Raw genomic sequence first — 19,065 nt, forward strand, 5'->3', positions numbered from 1 at the left:
CTAATCGTCGGCCAGGGTTTTGCACGCCGGCTCGATGACCGGAGGCGCCTGGCTCGGATAGCGCATCGGCATGACCTGTACCGGGGTCGTCACGACGAAGCCATCGGCAAAGATCGCTTCGACAAAGGTCGCTTTCCAGCCATTTTCTGGAGTGTCGATCTGCATGCCACCGTCGAGCGGGCCAGTGAGGCTCAGCTCTTGCGGTTCGTACTGGATGCCACAGGGCTGACGAAAGTCCCGGGCGTGCGGATTGGCCGCCGTCCACTGGATCACCCGTACCGGTGTTTCGGAAAACTGCAGTCCAATCTTTTGTGGTTGCTGATCCGGGCGCAATGAAATGACCGGCAAGGGCTTGTCCTGTTGCCAGCGATTGATGACAGGTATCAGCGAGTTCTCGATGAACCGTTTGATGCCGTAGTGACTGGCATTGGGCGCGACTCGCAAAGCTTTCGGACCTGGAAGCCGGTCGAAGAAAAATCGCGCATTGTCTGGCAGGAAGAAATCGTCGCTGCTGGCGTTGACGATGTATTTCGGGATCGCCAGGCGCTCGGCATAGCGGGTCTGCAGGTAGCTCAGCGGGTCTTCGATTTGCATCAGGCGGGCGAAGTTTTCAGTCTTTATCCGTTGGGTGATGCCTTCGTGATGATAGTCAAAAAATGCCAGTGGCCAGTTCTTGCCGTAGCTTTGATAGGTATGTTCAAGGACGTTATCCGTGCCCAGCACGTCGATGACAAATGGCACGATGGCCTTGACCCTCTCGTCGGCAACGGCTGTCAGCCAAACGGTCCAGCCACGTTTCGATGCGCCGCTGGCAATGAAGCGGTCTATCCCCCAGGGTTGCAGTTCCTTTTGCGCGAGGTCCATGGCCTTGACCATCGACACCACCATGGGCAGGCGCACCGACATGAACGGGCGCTGGTATGGGTCGTCGAGAAAGAGTTTCCAGCTGTGGGCGACGCTGGCGTCTTCAGTGCGCGCAATGCCGTCGTCGGCATAGGTCAGGTACTGGTTCGGAACGTTGCTGACTGAAATGACAATCGTGCGTGTCTTGCCCGCCACTTCAAGCGCCATGGTTTCGGTGAAGTCAGTGGGTTCGTTGGCATTGGTTGGCCCGGCGTTGGCGGTTCCGTTGTTGGCCAACAGCAGGGCCTGGCTGTGCAGGGCGTTGTCCGGAATGTAGATGTCAACCGCGTGTTTCCACGGTGCCGGGCTGACCAAACCCTGTGGCGACCATTGCTGGGAAGACAATTCGAAACTGCGTTTTTCCACGCCGGGAAATATCGTGCTCGCCTTGGCGGTGTAAAGCAGCGGGTTGGTGTCCTCGGCTTTCTTGTAACAAGCGAGCACTTCGCTGAAGTCTTGACCGCTGGCTTCGAAACACGCTTGGGCAGAGGCATGAATCGAGCTGCTGACGAGCAGGCTGGACAACATCAATGTCGACAATATGAACCTGGTGTTCATTCCCATGGGAGCCTTCCTTGTGATGCAGGGAAAGGCTCGAATCCTGGGCGCGGCGAGCTGCGCCGACCATTCCCCGTCTGGTTTTTGGTCGGCGCAGTGTGTCGAAAAGAGGCTTGCGGGAACAGGTTTGGCAGGGCGCCTTTTATTGTCGAAATATGTGGGCGAACTGATTAGCCACGAGGGTTACGAAGAGAAGTGTTCACTCCGGCTTCTGATAGCTGTCGATCACTTCCTGCGCCGCGCGAAATGCATCGATTGCTGCTGGCACTCCGGCATACACCGCGCAATGCAGCAGCGCCTCGCGTATCTCGTCCACAGTGCAGCCGTTGTTCAGCGCGCCGCGCACGTGGCCTTTCAACTCCTGCGGGCACTTCAGTGCAGTCAGGGCGGCAAGGGTGATCAGACTGCGGGTTTTCAACGGCAGGCCTTCGCGATTCCACACACCACCCCAGGCATGTTCGTTGACGAAATCCTGCAGCGGCTGGGTGAACTCGGTAGCGTTGCCCAGTGCGCGGTCGACGAAGGTGTCGCCCATCACTTGGCGACGTACTTCAACGCCGGATTTCTTGTTCTCGGTCATGGCGATTCCCTCTTATGGTGTTGGCGACGCCAGGCGCGCAATGACGTGAACAGCAGGAACGCCATTAGCGCTGGCAGGACGAAAAACAGCATCAGGTGTTCAAGCTTGCCGGCCAGCGGCATGCCGGTGGTGAACGACACCACGTGCAGGCCGTAGGCCAGGTACAAGCCCAGAAACAGCAGGCCTTCGGCGCGGGTCACGCGGTAACCGGAATAAAACACCGGCAGGCACAACGCGGCGACGCCAAGCATCACCGGCAAGTCGAAATCCAGGGCGTTAGGCGATACCGACAATGGCGCTGGCGCGAGCAGTGCGGTCAAGCCCAGCACACCCAGGAGGTTGAACAGGTTGCTGCCGATCACGTTGCCCACGGCGATCTCGCGTTCGCCGCGCAGGGCAGCGATCAGCGAGGTGGCGAGTTCCGGCAGGGACGTGCTGACGGCAACGATAGTCAGGCCGATGATGCGCTCCGACAAGCCCAGATCAGTGGCGACCGATACCGCTGCGCCCAGCAGCAAATGTCCGGCGTACACCAGCATTGCCAGACCGGTGACGATCATCAGCAGGCTGCTGATCCATGGAGCTTGCCCTGTGTGATCATGAATCGATACCGGGCGCACCGAATGCCGCGATTGGCGTAACAGCAAAGCCAGGTACACCAGCAGCGCCGTCAGCAGGATCACGCCGTCGACGCGGGTCAGATCTTCGTTCCAGGCCAGTAAGAACACGAGCAGGCTGGCGCCGATCATCAGGGGAATATCCAGGCGCACCAATTGCCGTGACACCCGCAACGGGATGATCAGCGCCGACAATCCGAGTGTGACGAGGATGTTGAAAATGCTGCTGCCGATCACGCTGCCGACGGCAATGTCGGCGTTGTGCGCCAGGGTTGCTTGCAGGCTGACCGCCATTTGCGGTGCGCTGCTACCGAGGGCGACGATGGTCAGGCCGATGATCAGTGGGCGTACATGCAGGCGGGCTGCCAGGCGCACGGCGGCGCGCACCATCAATTCGGCGCCGGCAATCAGCAGCACCAGCCCGCTGAGCAATTCGATAACGCTGATCAGGGGTAAATCGGCTAGTCCGAAAATGGTCGGGGCTCCGTCGGTCAGTCGAGGGCTTGCACGCGAACCCGCGCGGTGCCGCTCTTGAGCATGCCCAGCCGTTCGGCGGCTTCATGGGACAAATCGATCAGGCGGCCACGGGTGTGCGGGCCACGGTCATTGATACGCACCACGCAGGATCTGTCGTTGTTCAGGTTGGTGACCTTCACCCGTGTACCGAAGGGTAGCTGGCGATGGGCGGCGGTCATGGAATTCTTGTTGAAACGCTCGCCACTGGCGGTGCGTTTGCCTTGGTGTTTGGCGCCGTAGTAGGAGGCAACGCCGGTTTTGTCGTAGCCGTGCGGGTCGACGGTGTCGGTGCTGGCGCAGCCGGTCAGTAGGGAGAGCAGGGCGCAAAGTCCAAGTAGACGCTTCATTCAAGGTTTTCCCGAAACAATTGTGGGAGCGAGCCTGCTCGCGATTGGCATTCTGACAGTCAACTTTGTGTTGAGTGCCGGACCGCTATCGCGAGCAGGCTCGCTCCCACAGGGATTTGAGCCAGGTTTGAATGCTGGCTCCACTCCGGTCAGCCTTCGAGCTTGCTTTTCAGCAGTTCGTTGACCTGTTGCGGGTTGGCCTTGCCTTTGGAGGCTTTCATGGCCTGGCCGACGAAGAAACCGAACATCTTGCCGCGTTTGGCTTCGTCTGCCGCGCGGTATTGCTCGACCTGCTCGGCATTGGCTGCGAGCATTTCGTCCAGCACCGCCGAGATCGCGCCGGTGTCGGTCACTTGCTTGAGGCCGCGCTTTTCGATGATCTCGTCCGCGCTGCCTTCGCCGTTGGCCATGGCTTCGAACACCACCTTGGCGATTTTGCCAGAGATGGTGTTGTCCTTGATGCGCAGTAGCATGCCGCCCAGAAGCTCTGCGGAAACCGGCGACTGCTCGATGTCCAGGCCTTGCTTGTTGAGCAGGCTGCCCAACTCGACCATCACCCAGTTCGCCGCCAGCTTGGCGTCGCCGCCGATGCTCGCAACCTTCTCGAAGTAATCGGCTTGCTCGCGGCTGGTGGCCAGCACGCTGGCGTCATAGACCGACAGACCGAACTGCTCCTGGAAACGCTCGCGTTTCTGCGGTGGCAATTCCGGCAGGGTGGCGCGCACGTCGTCGAGGAACGAGTTTTCGATCACGACAGGCAGCAGGTCCGGATCGGGGAAGTAACGGTAGTCGTTGGCTTCCTCCTTGCTGCGCATCGGACGGGTTTCGTCCTTGTTCGGATCGTACAGGCGGGTCTGCTGGATCACCTTGCCGCCGTCTTCGATCAGCTCGATCTGGCGTTGGATTTCGCTGTTGATCGCCTTCTCGATAAAGCGGAACGAGTTGACGTTCTTGATCTCGCAGCGGGTGCCGAACTCGACCTGGCCCTTTGGACGGATCGACACGTTGCAGTCGCAACGTAGCGAACCTTCGGCCATGTTGCCGTCGCAGATGCCCAGGTAGCGCACCAGGGCGTGGATCGCCTTGACGTAAGCCACGGCTTCCTTGGCGCTGCGCATGTCCGGCTCGGAAACGATTTCCAGCAACGGCGTGCCGGCACGGTTCAGGTCGATGCCGCTGGCGCCGCTGAATTCTTCGTGCAGGCTCTTGCCGGCGTCTTCTTCCAGGTGCGCGCGGGTAATGCCGACGCGCTTGACCGTGCCGTCTTCCAGGGCGATGTCCAGGTGGCCCTTACCGACGATCGGCAATTCCATCTGGCTGATCTGGTAGCCCTTGGGCAGGTCCGGGTAGAAGTAGTTTTTACGGGCGAACACGTTGTGCTGGCCGATCTCGGCGTCAATCGCCAGGCCGAACATCACCGCCATGCGCACCGCTTCCTGGTTCAGCACCGGCAGTACGCCGGGCATGCCCAGGTCTACCAGGCTGGCCTGGGTGTTCGGTTCGGAACCGAAGGTGGTGGAACTACCGGAAAAGATTTTCGACCGGGTGGTGAGCTGGGTGTGAATCTCCAGCCCGATCACGACTTCCCATTGCATGTGTGTCTCCTCAGAAGCCGGTTGGGGTGCGGGTGTGCCAGTCAGTGTTTAACTGATACTGGTGGGCAACGTTCAACAGGCGACCTTCCTGGAAATACGGAGCGAGCAGTTGCACGCCGACCGGCAGGCCGTCGACAAAACCGGCCGGCATCGACAGGCCTGGCAGGCCGGCGAGGTTGGCGGTGATGGTGTAGACGTCTTCCAGGTAGGCGGCGACCGGGTCGCTGTTCTTGGCGCCGAGCTTCCAGGCCGGGTTTGGCGTGGTTGGGCCGAGAATGATGTCGACCTCATTGAAGGCCGCCATGAAGTCGTTCTTGATCAAGCGACGAATCTTCTGCGCCTTCAGGTAGTAGGCGTCGTAGTAACCGGCGGACAGGGCGTAGGCACCGACCATGATCCGGCGCTGCACTTCCGTTCCGAAACCTTCGCCACGGGAGCGCTTGTACAGGTCTTCGAGGTTTTTCGGGTCTTCACAGCGATAGCCGAAACGCACGCCATCGAAACGCGACAGGTTGGAAGAGGCTTCCGCCGGGGCGATCACGTAGTACGCAGGAATCGCATGCTGCATGTTCGGCAGGCTGATTTCCTTGATCACGGCGCCGAGCTTTTTCAGCTCTTCGACGCTGGCCATGACCAGGTCGGCGATGCGCGGGTCAAGACCGGCGCTGAAGTACTCTTTAGGCACGCCGATGCGCAGGCCCTGCAGCGAACCGTTCAGGCTGGCGCTGTAGTCCGGCACGGGTTCGTCGATGCTGGTGGAGTCGTTCGGATCGAAGCCAGCCATACCTTGCAACAATATTGCGCAGTCTTCGGCGGTGCGAGCCAGAGGGCCGCCCTGATCGAGGCTGGAGGCGTAAGCGATCATGCCCCAGCGCGAAACGCGACCGTACGTCGGTTTCAGGCCGGTGAGGTTGGTCAGCGCCGCTGGCTGGCGGATCGAACCGCCGGTGTCGGTACCGGTGGCGGCTGGCAGCAGGCGTGCGGCTACCGCAGCAGCGGAGCCGCCGGACGAACCACCCGGAACATGTTCCAGGTTCCACGGGTTTTTCACCGCGCCGTAGTAGCTCGACTCGTTGGCCGAGCCCATGGCGAATTCGTCCATGTTGGTCTTGCCCAGGGTCACGGCCCCGGCAGCGGCCAGCTTGGCGACGACGGTGGCGTCGTACGGCGCCTTGAAGTTGTCGAGCATCTTCGAGCCGCAGCTGGTGCGGATGCCCTGGGTGCAGAACAGGTCCTTGTGGGCGATCGGCGCACCCAGCAACGCGCCGTTCTCACCATTGGCGCGGCGTGCGTCAGCGGCTTTCGCCTGCGTGAGCGCAAGCTCTTCGGTGAGGCTGATGAAGCTGTTGAGCTGCGGGTCGAGCTGGGCGATGCGCGCCAGCAGGGCTTTGGTCAGCTCTTCGGAGGAAAACTTTTTATCGGCGAGTCCGCGGGCGATCTCGGCCAGAGTCAATTGATGCATTGCAGGCTCTTTCCCTTTAGTCGATGACTTTCGGAACCAGGTACAGGCCGTTTTCGACCGCTGGTGCGATGGACTGGTAGGCCTCGCGATTGTTGCTCTCGGTCACGACGTCTGCACGCAGGCGCTGGCTGGCTTCCAGTGGGTGGGCGAGCGGCTCGATACCATCGGTATTGACCGCCTGCATTTCGTCGACCAGCCCGAGAATGCTGTTGAGGGCCGAAGTAATGTGTGGAAGATCGGCATCATTGAGGCCAAGGCAGGCCAGATGAGCGATTTTTTCCACGTCGGAGCGTTCAAGCGCCATTGGGATTCTCCAGTGGAAAACAAGACGGACGGCGTCCGTGTGTTAGATTGTCGGAACACTACCGCACTTCTACGGTCATATGGCCGCGATTGTGGGGCTTGGTGCACAGAAAAGCGGCCAATTTAACATATTGGCGCCTTGCCCAAAATCCCTGTCGTTGTTAGAGTTTGCCGCACTTTTTTACCCACGCGTTGCCTAGGGTCCCTTTCCCATGTTCAAGAAACTGCGTGGCATGTTTTCCAGCGATCTTTCCATCGACCTGGGCACTGCCAACACCCTTATTTACGTGCGTGAGCGCGGTATCGTCCTGAATGAGCCATCGGTTGTGGCCATTCGGACGCACGGTAACCAGAAAAGTGTCGTTGCTGTCGGCACCGAAGCGAAGCGCATGTTGGGCCGTACGCCGGGCAACATTGCTGCCATTCGTCCGATGAAAGACGGCGTGATCGCCGACTTCAGCGTCTGCGAAAAGATGCTGCAGTATTTTATCAACAAGGTTCATGAAAACAGCTTCCTGCAGCCTAGCCCTCGCGTGTTGATCTGCGTTCCGTGCAAATCCACCCAGGTTGAGCGTCGCGCCATCCGTGAATCGGCCCTCGGTGCCGGTGCCCGTGAAGTGTTCCTGATCGAAGAGCCGATGGCTGCTGCGATCGGTGCCGGCCTGCCGGTTGAAGAAGCCCGCGGTTCGATGGTTGTGGATATCGGTGGCGGTACCACCGAAATCGCGCTGATCTCCCTGAACGGTGTGGTCTACGCCGAATCCGTTCGGGTGGGTGGCGACCGTTTCGACGAAGCGATCATCACTTACGTGCGTCGCAACTACGGCAGCCTGATCGGTGAGTCCACTGCCGAGCGCATCAAGCAGGAAATCGGTACCGCCTACCCGGGCGGCGAAGTCCGCGAAGTCGACGTTCGTGGCCGCAACCTGGCCGAAGGCGTTCCGCGCGCATTCACCCTGAACTCCAACGAAGTGCTGGAAGCTCTGCAAGAGTCCCTGGCAACCATCGTTCAGGCCGTGAAGAGCGCGCTGGAGCAATCGCCGCCGGAACTGGCTTCCGATATCGCCGAGCGTGGCCTGGTGTTGACCGGTGGTGGCGCCTTGCTGCGTGACCTCGACAAGCTGCTGGCCCAGGAAACCGGCCTGCCGGTGATCGTCGCCGAAGACCCGTTGACCTGCGTTGCTCGCGGCGGTGGCCGTGCATTGGAAATGATGGATAAACACACCATGGACCTGCTCTCCAGCGAATAAGTCGTCGGATCGCCTCCATGCTGTTGAGCGCGCAGGCGGCACTTTGCAGTGCTGCCTGTTCGCGTTTATCTTCTGTCGTCTGCATCCAGGCCGGTTTGATGCCGTATGAATAAAGAGAACATTTGCCTGGGAGGAGCGGCTTATTAAACCGCTTTTCACCAAGGGTCCCTCACTGGGCGTGCGCTTGTTGGTGCTGGTCGTGCTATCGGTCGCGCTGATGGTGGTCGATGCCCGCTTCACACTGCTCAAGCCAGTGCGTAGCCAGATGTCGCTGGTGCTGATGCAGTCTTACTGGATCACCGACCTGCCGCAGCGGCTATGGCAGGGTGTGGCCAGCCAGTTTGGCAGCCGCACCGAACTGGTCGCCGAAAACGAAAAGCTCAAGAGCGAAAACCTGCTGTTGCAGGGGCGTATGCAAAAGCTTGCCTCCCTCACCGAACAGAACGTTCGGCTGCGTGAGTTGCTCAACTCGTCGGCGCTGGTCAACGAAAAGGTCGAAGTGGCCGAATTGATCGGCATGGACCCCAACCCGTTCACCCATCGCATCATCATCAACAAGGGTGAGCGCGACGGCGTGGTGCTCGGTCAGCCGGTACTCGATGCCCGTGGCCTGATGGGCCAGGTGGTCGAGTTGATGCCCTACACCTCCCGGGTCCTGTTGCTGACCGACTCCACCCACAGCATTCCGGTGCAGGTCAACCGCAACGGCCTGCGCGCCATTGCCAGCGGCACCGGCAACCCGGAGCGCCTTGAGCTGCGCCACGTGGCCGATACCGCCGATATCAAGGAAGGCGACCTGTTGGTCAGTTCCGGCCTCGGCCAGCGCTTCCCGGCGGGTTACCCGGTGGCGACGGTCAAGGAAGTGATCCACGATTCCGGTCAGCCGTTCGCCATTGTTCGCGCCGTTCCGACCGCCGCCTTGAACCGCAGCCGATACCTGCTGCTGGTGTTCAGCGACACCCGCACGGCCGAAGAACGCGCCAACGATGCGGCCCAGGCCCAGGAAAGCCTGGATGCGCAGGGCGGTGGGCCGATCATTCCGGCAACCGTGCCGAGGCCGGCAGTTGTACCGGCGGCTGTTGCGGCTCCCGCTGCTCCGGCGACTCCAGCAGCGGCCGCGCCGGCTGCCACGACCCCGGCCAAACCTGCCGCCAAACCTACCGCGACGGCACCCGCCAAGCCACCGGCGGCGCAGCCCGCTGTCGTCAAGCCTGCTGCCAAACCGCCAGTCTCCGCGCCGGCTACCACTGGGGGACGAGAATAATGGTCGGTGTTACTGCTTCCCGAAACGGCTGGATCGTCTGGCTGACTTTCGCCGTCGGCATGTTGCTCAGCGTATCGCCGCTGCCGCAATTCATGGAAATCCTGCGCCCGCTGTGGCTGGCCTTGCTGCTGGCGTTCTGGGCGCTGGCACTGCCGCAGAAAGTCGGGATGGTCACCGCCTGGTGCCTGGGCCTGGCCGAGGACGTGCTGTACGGCACGCTGCTGGGCCAGAATGCATTGATCCTGACGCTCATCACCTACCTGGTGCTGGCGCTGCAACAACGCCTGCGAATGTTCCCGATGTGGCAGCAGAGCCTGGTGATCCTGGTGATCTTCGGCCTCGCCCAGCTGGTACAGCTATGGCTCAGTGCCCTGACCGGCAACCGTCAGCCAACCCTGGCACTGGTGTTGCCCGCACTGGTCAGCGCGTTGCTCTGGCCTTGGGTCAGCTTCGGTTTGCGCGGATTGCGTCGACGCTACAAAATCAATTAATTCGCTCAGGCATTAGACAGGGAGAGGTCTTGATGAAACGGTTGTACCTCGCCTCTGGCTCACCGCGTCGACGTGAACTGCTCACGCAGATCGGCGTGCCATTCACCGCCATCAGTGCGGAAATCGATGAAACCCCTTTGACTCACGAATCCCCGTCGGCCTATGTCGAGCGCCTGGCGCGCGGCAAGGCCGAGGCCGGACGCAGCGCCGTCTCGTCTGAAACATCCTGCTGCGTGCTCGGTGCAGATACCGCCGTGGTGCTCGGCGGAAAAATTCTTGGCAAACCAGTTGATGAAGACGACGCGTGCGCCATGCTGAAGATGTTGTCGGGGCGTGAGCATCAGGTCCTGACCGCGATTGCGCTGCTCGACGGTGAGCGTTGCGAATCTTTGGTGGTCACAAGTGGCGTACGTTTTCGTGAGATCAGCGCTGAAGAAGCGGCGGCCTACTGGGCCAGCGGCGAACCCCGGGACAAGGCCGGTGGCTATGGCATTCAAGGATTGGGCGCGGTGTTTGTCGCCGGGCTCACTGGAAGTTACTCGGCGGTGGTTGGACTGCCGCTGTGCGAAACCGCGCAACTGCTCGGCCATTTCGGCATACCCTGTTGGCAACCCAATAACGCGCACTAAGCGTCGTAGCTGGCCATTATCGTGAACATGCCTGAACGAGACCCTGCCATGAGTGAAGAGATCCTGATCAACATCACGCCGATGGAATCGCGCGTGGCGGTGGTCGAAAACGGTGTCCTGCAAGAAGTTCATGTGGAGCGCACGCAAAAGCGCGGGATCGTCGGCAACATCTACAAAGGCAAGGTCGTGCGGGTATTACCCGGCATGCAGGCGGCGTTCGTCGATATCGGCCTGGACCGCGCCGCGTTCATTCATGCATCGGAAATCTCCTTGCGTGAAGGTCCGGCAGTCGAGAGCATCAGTGCGCTGGTGCACGAAGGCCAGAGCCTGGTGGTGCAAGTCACCAAGGACCCCATCGGCTCCAAAGGTGCGCGCCTGACGACGCAGCTTTCGATCCCTTCGCGTTATCTGGTGTACATGCCGCGCACCGCTCACGTCGGTATTTCGCTGAAAATCGAAGACGAAGCCGAGCGCGAACGCCTCAAGCAAGTGGTCACCGATTGCGTGGCCAAAGAAGGTATCAAGGAAGCGGGCGGGTTCATCCTGCGCACGGCGGCCGAAGGCGCCGGGGCCGATGAAATCCTCATGGACATCCGCTATCTGCGCAGGCTATGGGACCAGATCAGCGAGCAGATCAAAACCATCAGCGCACCGAGTGTGATCTATGAAGACCTCGGCCTGGCGCTGCGCACGCTACGGGATCTTGTGAGCCCGAAGATCGAGAAAATCCGCATCGACTCCCGGGAAACCTTCCAGAAAACCACGCAGTTCGTCGCCGAATTGATGCCGGAGATAGCCGATCGTCTGGAACATTATCCGGGCGAGCGGCCGATTTTCGACCTGTACGGTGTCGAGGATGAAATCCAGAAGGCCCTCGAGCGCAAAGTCCCGTTGAAGTCTGGCGGTTACCTGGTGGTCGACCCGGCGGAAGCCATGAGCACCATCGACGTCAACACCGGGGCATTCGTCGGGCATCGCAACCTTGAAGAAACCATCTTCAAGACCAACCTCGAAGCCGCCACCGCCATCGCTCGCCAATTGCGACTACGCAACCTGGGCGGGATCATCATCATCGACTTCATCGACATGGAAGACGAAGAACACCAGCGCCAGGTGCTGCGCACGCTCGAGAAGCAACTGGAGCGCGATCACGCCAAGACCAACATTATCGGTATCACCGAGTTGGGCCTGGTGCAGATGACCCGCAAGCGCACCCGAGAAAGCCTCGAACAGGTACTGTGCGAGCCGTGCACCAGTTGCCAGGGGCGTGGCAAGCTGAAGACTCCCGAAACCATTTGCTACGAAATCTTCCGCGAAATCCTGCGTGAGGCTCGCGCCTATCAAGCGGAAGGCTATCGTGTATTGGCGAACCAGCGAGTCGTCGACCGCCTGCTCGATGAAGAGTCGGGTAACGTCGCCGAACTTGAAGGGTTTATCGGGCGCACCATCAGGTTCCAGGTCGAAACCATGTATTCCCAGGAACAATACGACGTCGTGCTGCTCTGAACTGCTACGTCCTGAATTTTCCTGAACGGCTGGCCTCAGCTTTCTGCAGAACTTTTGCCATGGGAGCCAACTGACATGGAGCGTCTGACACGCATAGTGGCCGCACTGACCCGCTGGGGTCTAGGCCTGTGCGCGTTGGTTTTGGTGGTGATGGCGTTGTACGTCAGCCTTGGCCGGGAACTGGCGCCGTTGGTGGCCGAGTACCGTGCCGAAGTCGAAACCAAGGCCAGCGAAGCCTTGGGCATGCCCCTGCAAATCGGCGAGTTGAAAGGCAGCTGGAGTGATTTCGCGCCCATCTTGTCGGCTCACGATGTGACTGTGGGCGAGGGTGCCAACGCCCTGCATCTGGAAAACGTACGGGCTGTCCCGGACATTTGGGCCAGTCTGCTTGCACGCGACGTGCGCATCGCCAATCTGGAGCTCAATGGCCTGAAGATCAGCCTCAAGCAAGGCGATGATGGCGCGTGGAGTCTGGAGGGTTTGCCGGTCAAGGACGATCAGCCCCTGGACCCTGAGCAGTTGCTTAATCGCATGCAAATGATCCAGCAGCTGTCAGTGCTCGACAGCCAGGTCACTTTGCAGCCCTGGGGAGAATCGCCGCTGACCCTGACGTACGTCGGCGCGACGCTGAAAACCGGCGCATCCCGCCAGCGATTCGATGCCCGCTTGACCCTGCCCGATGGCCAGCCATTGGCCTTGAGTGTGCGTACCCGTATTCGTGCCAGCCAGTGGAAGGATGGCGAAGCGCAAGTCTATGTGAGCTTGCCGCAGAGCGACTGGTCGAAATGGTTGCCCGAAACCCTGACCCAGCAATGGAATTTCTCCGAGATCAAGGCCGGTGGCGAGCTGTGGGCAACCTGGGGCAAGGGCGCCTTGCAAAGCGGCGCCGTGCGTTTGAATGCGCCGCAATTCAAAGGTGCCTATGCCGAGCGCAAGCCTATCCAGATCAACAACCTGGCGCTTAACGCTTATTTCCAGCGCAGCGTCGAGGGCATGCTGGTAACGGTTGACTCCCTGGCCATGAACCTTGGTGAGACCCGTTGGGAATCGCGTCTGCAGTTCAAGCAGACCGAGGCTGTGGACCGGACGCAAAATCTCTGGCACCTGCAAGCCGACCGACTCGACCTGACACCACTCACGCCCTTGCTCAATGCCTTGGCGCCATTGCCGGAAGGTGTTGCCACGGTGGTCGAGCGGCTCAAGGTCACCGGTGGGTTGCGCAACGTACTGATCGACGTGAAGCCCAATGCCACCGACGACAGCCGGTTGAGCTTCGCGGCCAACCTCGATAGCGTCGGCTTTGACGCGTATCACGGCGCCCCTGCAGCACGAAATGTCACGGGCAGCATCAGCGGCGACCTTGGCCATGGCGAGTTGCGCATGGACAGCAAGGATTTCATGTTGCACCTGGACCCGATTTTCGCCAAACCATGGCAATACATCCAGGCCAACGCGACCTTGACCTGGAAGCTCGACAAGGAAAGTTTCACCTTGATCGCACCGTACCTGAAGGTACTGGGCGAGGAAGGCAAGATTGCCGGCGACTTCCTTATCCGCCTGTTTTTCGATGAGACACAGGAAGACTACATGGACCTGCGGGTCGGTCTGGTGGACGGCGACGGTCGCTACACCGCCAAATACCTGCCGACCGTCCTCAGCCCGGCGCTGGACGAATGGCTGCGAACGGCGATTCTCAAGGGTGCCGTGGATGAGGGGTTCTTCCAGTACCAAGGCTCCTTGAACCATGGCGCGGAGGAAACCGCCCGCAGCATCAGCCTGTTTTTCAAGGTCCACGACGCCGAGCTGGCGTTTCAGCCTGGCTGGCCGCATGTCAGCAAAGTCACGGGTGACGTGTTCGTCGAAGACAGTGGCGTGCGGATCCTGGCCAGCAAGGGGCAATTGCTCGACACCCAGGTCCGCGACATCTACGTCAATATTCCCCACGTGCCTGCCGGGCACAACAGTCACCTGTTTCTCGATGGCGCGTTCGCCGGCGGATTGGGCGACGGTCTGAAAATTCTCAAAGAAGCGCCGATCGGCACAGCCGAGACTTTCGCTGGCTGGGAAGGCGAGGGCGATCTGCAAGGCAAGCTGAAGCTTGATATCCCGCTGGCCAAGGGCGAGCAGCCGAAGATCCTGGTTGACTTCAAGACGGCAAAGGCCCGCCTGAAACTGCCCGAGCCCCCCCTCGAGCTGACTCAGCTCAAGGGTGACTTCCGTTTCGACAGCAGCAAAGGGTTGAGCGGGCAGAACATCAGTGCACGCGCCTTCGATAAACCTGTGACTGCGCAGATTTTCGCCGAGGGTCGCGAGGGCAAGCTCAACACCCGGGTCACCGCTTCCGGGCAGGTCGAAGTCAAGAAACTCACGGACTGGCTAAGCGTGACCCAGCCGTTGCCGGTGAGCGGCGTGATCCCGTATCAACTGCAACTGACCCTGGATGGCGCCGATAGCCAGTTGATGGTGAATTCCAATCTCAAGGGCGTTACGGTTGATTTGCCGGCGCCCTTCGGGATGGCTGCCGACGTGGGGCGTGATACGACGTTCCGCATGACCTTGCAGGGACCGGAACGGCGCTACTGGGTGAATTACGGTGAATTGGCGAACTTCACGTTTGCCGCACCGACCGGCAATTTTGCCAACGGCCGCGGCGAATTGTTCCTCGGCAATGGCAATGCCGTGCTGCCCGGGGCCAAGGGCCTGCGCATTCGTGGCGTGCTGTCGGAACTGGATGTCGGCCCGTGGCAGGATCTGGTGAGCAAATATGCCGGCCAAGACCCCGGCGGCAATGCCAAGCAGTTGCTCAGTGGTGCGGACATCAAGGTCGGCAAGCTCAGCGCCTTCGGCACCACGCTGGACCAGGCAGCGGTGCAGTTGACGCGCAAACCGTCCGCATGGGCCTTGCAACTCGACAGCCAGCAGGTCAAGGGCGCTGCCAGCATCCCCGATGCCAAGGCCGCGCCGATGGTGATCAACCTGCAAACCGTGCGGCTGCCGGCACCTGACCCAAAGGTTTTGGCCGACGAAAACTCGCCGGATCCACTGGCCTCGGTAGACCCGAAAAATATCCCTGCGCTGGATATCACCATCAACCAGTTGTACCAGGGCAACGATCTGGTCGGCGCCTGGTCGTTGAAGGTGCGTCCGACCGCCAAGGGCATTGCGCTCAACTCGCTGGACCTGGGCCTCAAGGGCATCCTGTTACAAGGCAGCGGCGGTTGGGAAGGGGCGCCCGGCGCCAGCACCAGCTGGTACAAGGGGCGGATCAGCGGCAAGAACCTGGCGGATGTACTCAAGGGCTGGGGCTTTGCGCCGAGCGTCACCAGCCAGGAATTCCACATGGATGTCGACGGCCGCTGGCCCGGCTCGCCGGCATGGCTGGCGACCAAGCGTTTCTCCGGCACCCTCGATGCCTCGCTCAAGGAAGGCCAGTTTGTCGAGGTTGAAGGCAGTGCCCAAGCGTTGCGGGTGTTCGGCCTGCTCAACTTCAACTCCATTGGCCGCCGCTTGCGCCTGGACTTCTCCGACCTGTTCGGCAAAGGCATGAGCTATGACCGGGTCAAGGGCCTCCTGGTGGCGATCAACGGCGTGTACGTGACCCGCGAGCCAATCCGCCTGACTGGCCCGTCCAGCACCATCGAGCTCGATGGCACCCTGAACATGGTGGCCGATCAGATCGATGCGAAACTGCTGGTGACCTTGCCGGTGACCAACAACCTGCCCATTGCCGCGCTGATTGTCGGCGCGCCGGCGATCGGCGGGGCGCTGTTCCTGATCGACAAGTTGATCGGTGACCGTGTGTCGCGTTTTGCCAGCGTGAAGTACAACGTCAAGGGACCGTGGAAAGAGCCGAAAATCACCTTCGACAAGGCTTTTTGACGCCATCCTCCAGACCTATGGAGTAGCATGGCCTCACGTTCCCATGCTCCGACGCTAATCTCTGTAGGAGCCAGGCTTGCCGGCGAAGAACGATGACGCGGTATAGCTGAAACACCGCGGTGTCTGGTTCGCGGGCAAGCCTCGCTCCTACAGGAATGTGTTGATTTCCAGATATAGGAAAGGCCATGTCTGTAGCGGTAATTCAAATGGTCAGCCAGAGCGACGTACCGACCAATCTGGCCCGGGCGCGTCAGTTGCTGGAACAAGCGGCTGCAGGCGGTGCGAAATTGGCCGTGCTGCCGGAAAACTTCGCCGCCATGGGCCGGCGCGACATCGCCGACATCGGCCGCGCCGAGGCATTGGGCGAAGGCCCGATCCTGCCCTGGTTGAAACAGACGGCCCGCGACCTCAAGTTATGGATAGTGGCCGGCACCTTGCCGTTGCCGCCGGTGGATCAACCGACGGCCAAGGTGCACGCCTGTTCGTTGCTGGTCGATGATCAGGGTGAAACGGTCGCTCGCTACGACAAGCTGCACCTGTTTGACGTGGACGTGGCGGACAATCGCGGCCGTTATCGCGAATCCGATGACTATGCTTATGGCAGTGGTGTGGTGGTTGCGGACACACCGGTGGGGCGAGTCGGCCTGACGGTTTGTTATGACTTGCGCTTCCCGGAGCTCTACAGTGAATTACGGGCTGCCGGCGCGGAACTGATTACCGCACCGTCGGCTTTTACCGCCGTGACCGGCGCCGCGCACTGGGACGTGCTGATTCGTGCGCGAGCCATAGAAACCCAGTGTTATGTGCTTGCGGCCGCCCAGGGTGGAACGCATCCAGGGCCACGGGAAACCTGGGGCCATGCGGCAATTGTCGACCCATGGGGGCGGGTGCTGGCGCAACAGGATCAAGGCGAGGCCGTGCTGCTGGCCGAACGCGATAGCAGCGAACAGGCGTCCATCCGGGCGCGGATGCCGGTGTCCAGTCACCGGCGCTTTTTCTCGCAGGGCGCCCAGCGGCCTGCCTCAGAACGATGAATTTAAGGCGTAAAGCATATGAGCGAGTTGTTGTCCTCAGTCAGTGAACACCTCCTGGCACCCGGTGGCGTAACGATCGAAAGCCTGCAGGGTGTGCTCGGCGACCTGGCCGGCCCCGGCATCGATGCCGCCGACCTGTATTTCCAGGGGCAGATTTCCGAGTCCTGGGCGCTGGAAGACGGCATCGTCAAGGAAGGCAGCTTCAACCTCGACCAAGGGGTTGGCGTTCGCGCGCAATCCGGGGAGAAGACCGGATTTGCCTACAGCAATGCCATCACCCTGGAAGCCCTCGGCGCGGCGGCCCGTGCCGCCCGTTCGATCTCCCGGGCTGGGCAGAATGGCACCGTACAAGCGTTCACCACCCAGGATGTCGCGCAGTTATACGGGCCGGATAATCCGCTGGAAGTGCTGACCCGCGCCGAGAAAGTCGATCTGCTCAAGCGCATCGATGCCGCCACGCGCGCCCTCGATCCGCGTATCCAGCAAGTCACTGTGAGCATGGCCGGTGTCTGGGAGCGGATTCTGGTGGCGTCCACCGATGGCGGCCTGGCGGCGGATGTACGGCCACTGGTACGTTTCAACGTCAGTGTGATCGTCGAACAGAACGGCCGTCGCGAGCGCGGCGGCCACGGCGGTGGCGGGCGTACCGATTACCGTTATTTCCTCGCGGAAGACCGCGCCATGGGCTATGCCCGTGAAGCGTTGCGCCAGGCACTGGTCAATCTGGAAGCCATTCCGGCGCCGGCCGGTACCTTGCCGGTAGTACTGGGTTCCGGCTGGTCGGGCGTGCTGCTGCACGAAGCGGTCGGCCACGGCCTGGAAGGCGACTTCAACCGCAAGGGCAGCTCGGCGTACAGCGGGCGCATGGGTGAGATGGTCGCGTCCAAGCTGTGCACCATCGTCGATGATGGCACCCTGGCCGGTCGCCGTGGCTCCTTGAGCGTCGATGACGAAGGCACGCCGACCGAGTGCACGACGCTGATTGAAAACGGCGTGCTCAAGGGCTACATGCAGGACAAGCTCAACGCCCGCCTGATGGGCGTGGCCCGCACCGGAAACGGCCGTCGTGAATCCTACGCGCACCTGCCGATGCCGCGCATGACCAATACCTACATGCTCGCCGGCGAAAGCGACCCGGCGGAGATCATCGCCTCGGTGAAGCGCGGCATCTACTGCGCCAACCTCGGCGGCGGTCAGGTGGACATCACCAGCGGCAAGTTCGTGTTCTCCACCAGCGAGGCGTACCTGATCGAAGACGGCAAGATCACCGCCCCGGTCAAAGGTGCGACGTTGATCGGCAACGGTCCGGAGGCCATGAGCAAGGTGTCGATGGTCGGCAACGACCTGGCACTGGATAGTGGTGTGGGGACGTGTGGCAAGGATGGGCAGTCGGTGCCGGTGGGTGTCGGCCAGCCAACGCTGAAGATTGATGCGATCACCGTGGGTGGCACGGGCTCGTAAGGATGGAGCTGTGGGTGAGTCGCGTGGCGACTCACCCGGTCCGGGATTCAACGCAGACCGCGTTGAGTCTCGTCCAGCTCACGGATGTACTTGAAGATTTTACGGCTCGAAGCAGGAGGCTTGTTTTGCGCAACCTCGTGCTGGGCCTGACGGATCAGGGAGCGCAATTGCTGGCGGTCCGCGTCCGGGTAGTCGACGACGAATTTTTCCAGTACGGCATCGTCGCCGGCGATCAGGCGATCGCGCCAACGCTCCAGGTTATGGAAACGTTCGTTGTACTGGCGAGTGGAGGCATCGAGTTGATCGAGCAAAACCAGAATGGCGTCAGTGTCCTGATCGCGCATCAGTTTGCCGATGAACTGAAGGTGCCGTTTACGCGCGATGTTCGCGGTGTGCTTGGGCGCATCGGCCAGAGCCCGGCGCAAGGCGTCGGTCAAGGGCAGTTTTGCCAGCAAGTCAGGCTTGAGCGTTGTAAGGCGCTCGCCGAGGTCAACCAGAGCATGCAGCTCGCGTTTGACCTGGGATTTGCTTTTTTCTCCCGTATCGAGGGAGTCGTCGTAAGAATCAACCATGGTGGCCGTCCGCAAAGAAACGCCGCCATGATAACCAGTCGGGGGCCGCTTGTCCGGCCCGGTCGCTCGATGACCGTTACCGAAAGCAGAATTTGAGT

At 61.0% G+C, this 19,065-nt stretch carries 16 protein-coding genes; 8 read left to right on the forward strand and 8 right to left on the reverse strand.

Features of this window, described 5'->3' with window-relative positions; genetic code table 11:
• The 7 genes from OH720_RS03825 to gatC form a co-directional block, all read right to left on the reverse strand.
• The gene (locus OH720_RS03825) at positions 1-1,467 is read right to left on the reverse strand and encodes a PhoPQ-activated pathogenicity-related family protein (RefSeq protein ID WP_272604617.1); all 1,467 of its coding nucleotides are present in this window, start codon (positions 1,465-1,467) and stop codon (positions 1-3) included.
• Positions 1,468-1,660: 193 nt separating this feature from the next.
• Positions 1,661-2,041 (reverse strand): carboxymuconolactone decarboxylase family protein, encoded by a 381-nt coding sequence (locus OH720_RS03830; protein WP_272604618.1) that lies wholly within the window; start codon positions 2,039-2,041, stop codon positions 1,661-1,663.
• On the reverse strand, positions 2,038-3,048 hold the full coding sequence (locus tag OH720_RS03835) for a calcium/sodium antiporter (protein WP_272606394.1): 1,011 nt from the start codon (positions 3,046-3,048) through the stop codon (positions 2,038-2,040). Before OH720_RS03835 ends, OH720_RS03830 begins: the two co-directional genes overlap by 4 nt.
• Before the next feature lie 101 nt (positions 3,049-3,149).
• Positions 3,150-3,521 (reverse strand): septal ring lytic transglycosylase RlpA family protein, encoded by a 372-nt coding sequence (locus tag OH720_RS03840; RefSeq protein ID WP_272604619.1) that lies wholly within the window; start codon positions 3,519-3,521, stop codon positions 3,150-3,152.
• Between the two features lie 149 nt (positions 3,522-3,670).
• A complete protein-coding gene (gene gatB / locus OH720_RS03845; protein WP_272604620.1) occupies positions 3,671-5,116 on the reverse strand; it encodes an Asp-tRNA(Asn)/Glu-tRNA(Gln) amidotransferase subunit GatB in 1,446 nt (481 codons plus the stop codon).
• Positions 5,117-5,126: 10 nt separating this feature from the next.
• Entirely contained in the window at positions 5,127-6,578 is a 1,452-nt protein-coding gene (gene gatA, locus OH720_RS03850; protein WP_272604621.1) for an Asp-tRNA(Asn)/Glu-tRNA(Gln) amidotransferase subunit GatA, read from the reverse strand.
• 16 nt (positions 6,579-6,594) lie between these two features.
• On the reverse strand, positions 6,595-6,882 hold the full coding sequence (gatC, locus tag OH720_RS03855) for an Asp-tRNA(Asn)/Glu-tRNA(Gln) amidotransferase subunit GatC (protein ID WP_008054345.1): 288 nt from the start codon (positions 6,880-6,882) through the stop codon (positions 6,595-6,597).
• A 211-nt stretch (positions 6,883-7,093) separates the two neighbouring features.
• On the opposite strand from gatC, the gene mreB reads away from it, so the two are divergent.
• The 8 genes from mreB (at position 7,094) to tldD (ending at position 18,395) form a co-directional block, all read left to right on the forward strand.
• The gene (gene mreB, locus OH720_RS03860) at positions 7,094-8,131 is read left to right on the forward strand and encodes a rod shape-determining protein MreB (protein WP_002555108.1); all 1,038 of its coding nucleotides are present in this window, start codon (positions 7,094-7,096) and stop codon (positions 8,129-8,131) included.
• A 178-nt stretch (positions 8,132-8,309) separates the two neighbouring features.
• The gene (mreC, locus tag OH720_RS03865; RefSeq protein ID WP_272604622.1) at positions 8,310-9,395 is read left to right on the forward strand and encodes a rod shape-determining protein MreC; all 1,086 of its coding nucleotides are present in this window, start codon (positions 8,310-8,312) and stop codon (positions 9,393-9,395) included.
• Positions 9,395-9,886 (forward strand): rod shape-determining protein MreD, encoded by a 492-nt coding sequence (gene mreD, locus OH720_RS03870; RefSeq protein ID WP_008054347.1) that lies wholly within the window; start codon positions 9,395-9,397, stop codon positions 9,884-9,886. The genes mreC and mreD overlap by 1 nt, the downstream gene beginning before the upstream one ends.
• A 32-nt stretch (positions 9,887-9,918) precedes the next feature.
• Positions 9,919-10,515 (forward strand): Maf family protein, encoded by a 597-nt coding sequence (locus OH720_RS03875; RefSeq protein WP_272604623.1) that lies wholly within the window; start codon positions 9,919-9,921, stop codon positions 10,513-10,515.
• A 48-nt stretch (positions 10,516-10,563) separates the two neighbouring features.
• Positions 10,564-12,021: a ribonuclease G gene (rng, locus tag OH720_RS03880; RefSeq protein WP_272604624.1), complete on the forward strand. Its 1,458-nt coding sequence runs from the start codon at positions 10,564-10,566 to the stop codon at positions 12,019-12,021.
• A gap of 75 nt (positions 12,022-12,096) precedes the next feature.
• Positions 12,097-15,900, forward strand: a complete 3,804-nt coding sequence (locus tag OH720_RS03885) for a YhdP family protein (RefSeq protein WP_272604625.1) — start codon at positions 12,097-12,099, stop codon at positions 15,898-15,900.
• Between the two features lie 185 nt (positions 15,901-16,085).
• Complete coding sequence (locus OH720_RS03890) at positions 16,086-16,934, forward strand: carbon-nitrogen hydrolase family protein (protein ID WP_272604626.1); 849 nt, start codon at positions 16,086-16,088, stop codon at positions 16,932-16,934.
• Between the two features lie 18 nt (positions 16,935-16,952).
• The gene (gene tldD / locus OH720_RS03895) at positions 16,953-18,395 is read left to right on the forward strand and encodes a metalloprotease TldD (RefSeq protein ID WP_008054353.1); all 1,443 of its coding nucleotides are present in this window, start codon (positions 16,953-16,955) and stop codon (positions 18,393-18,395) included.
• A 47-nt stretch (positions 18,396-18,442) separates the two neighbouring features.
• On the opposite strand, the gene yjgA is transcribed toward tldD, so the two are convergent.
• Complete coding sequence (yjgA, locus tag OH720_RS03900) at positions 18,443-18,967, reverse strand: ribosome biogenesis factor YjgA (RefSeq protein ID WP_008054354.1); 525 nt, start codon at positions 18,965-18,967, stop codon at positions 18,443-18,445.
• Between the last annotated feature and the right edge of the window lie 98 nt (positions 18,968-19,065).

Origin of the sequence: Pseudomonas sp. WJP1 (genome assembly GCF_028471945.1) — a bacterium.
GTDB lineage: Bacteria > Pseudomonadota > Gammaproteobacteria > Pseudomonadales > Pseudomonadaceae > Aquipseudomonas.

Coding starts and splice junctions, on each gene's coding strand:
- OH720_RS03825 (WP_272604617.1), bottom strand. CDS start 1,467: ATGGGAATGAACACCAGGTTCATATTGTCGACATTGATGTTGTCCAGC.
- OH720_RS03830 (WP_272604618.1), bottom strand. CDS start 2,041: ATGACCGAGAACAAGAAATCCGGCGTTGAAGTACGTCGCCAAGTGATG.
- OH720_RS03835 (WP_272606394.1), bottom strand. CDS start 3,048: ATGGTGCGCGCCGCCGTGCGCCTGGCAGCCCGCCTGCATGTACGCCCA.
- OH720_RS03840 (WP_272604619.1), bottom strand. CDS start 3,521: ATGAAGCGTCTACTTGGACTTTGCGCCCTGCTCTCCCTACTGACCGGC.
- gatB (WP_272604620.1), bottom strand. CDS start 5,116: ATGCAATGGGAAGTCGTGATCGGGCTGGAGATTCACACCCAGCTCACC.
- gatA (WP_272604621.1), bottom strand. CDS start 6,578: ATGCATCAATTGACTCTGGCCGAGATCGCCCGCGGACTCGCCGATAAA.
- gatC (WP_008054345.1), bottom strand. CDS start 6,882: ATGGCGCTTGAACGCTCCGACGTGGAAAAAATCGCTCATCTGGCCTGC.
- mreB (WP_002555108.1), top strand. CDS start 7,094: ATGTTCAAGAAACTGCGTGGCATGTTTTCCAGCGATCTTTCCATCGAC.
- mreD (WP_008054347.1), top strand. CDS start 9,395: ATGGTCGGTGTTACTGCTTCCCGAAACGGCTGGATCGTCTGGCTGACT.
- OH720_RS03875 (WP_272604623.1), top strand. CDS start 9,919: ATGAAACGGTTGTACCTCGCCTCTGGCTCACCGCGTCGACGTGAACTG.
- rng (WP_272604624.1), top strand. CDS start 10,564: ATGAGTGAAGAGATCCTGATCAACATCACGCCGATGGAATCGCGCGTG.
- OH720_RS03885 (WP_272604625.1), top strand. CDS start 12,097: ATGGAGCGTCTGACACGCATAGTGGCCGCACTGACCCGCTGGGGTCTA.
- OH720_RS03890 (WP_272604626.1), top strand. CDS start 16,086: ATGTCTGTAGCGGTAATTCAAATGGTCAGCCAGAGCGACGTACCGACC.
- tldD (WP_008054353.1), top strand. CDS start 16,953: ATGAGCGAGTTGTTGTCCTCAGTCAGTGAACACCTCCTGGCACCCGGT.
- yjgA (WP_008054354.1), bottom strand. CDS start 18,967: ATGGTTGATTCTTACGACGACTCCCTCGATACGGGAGAAAAAAGCAAA.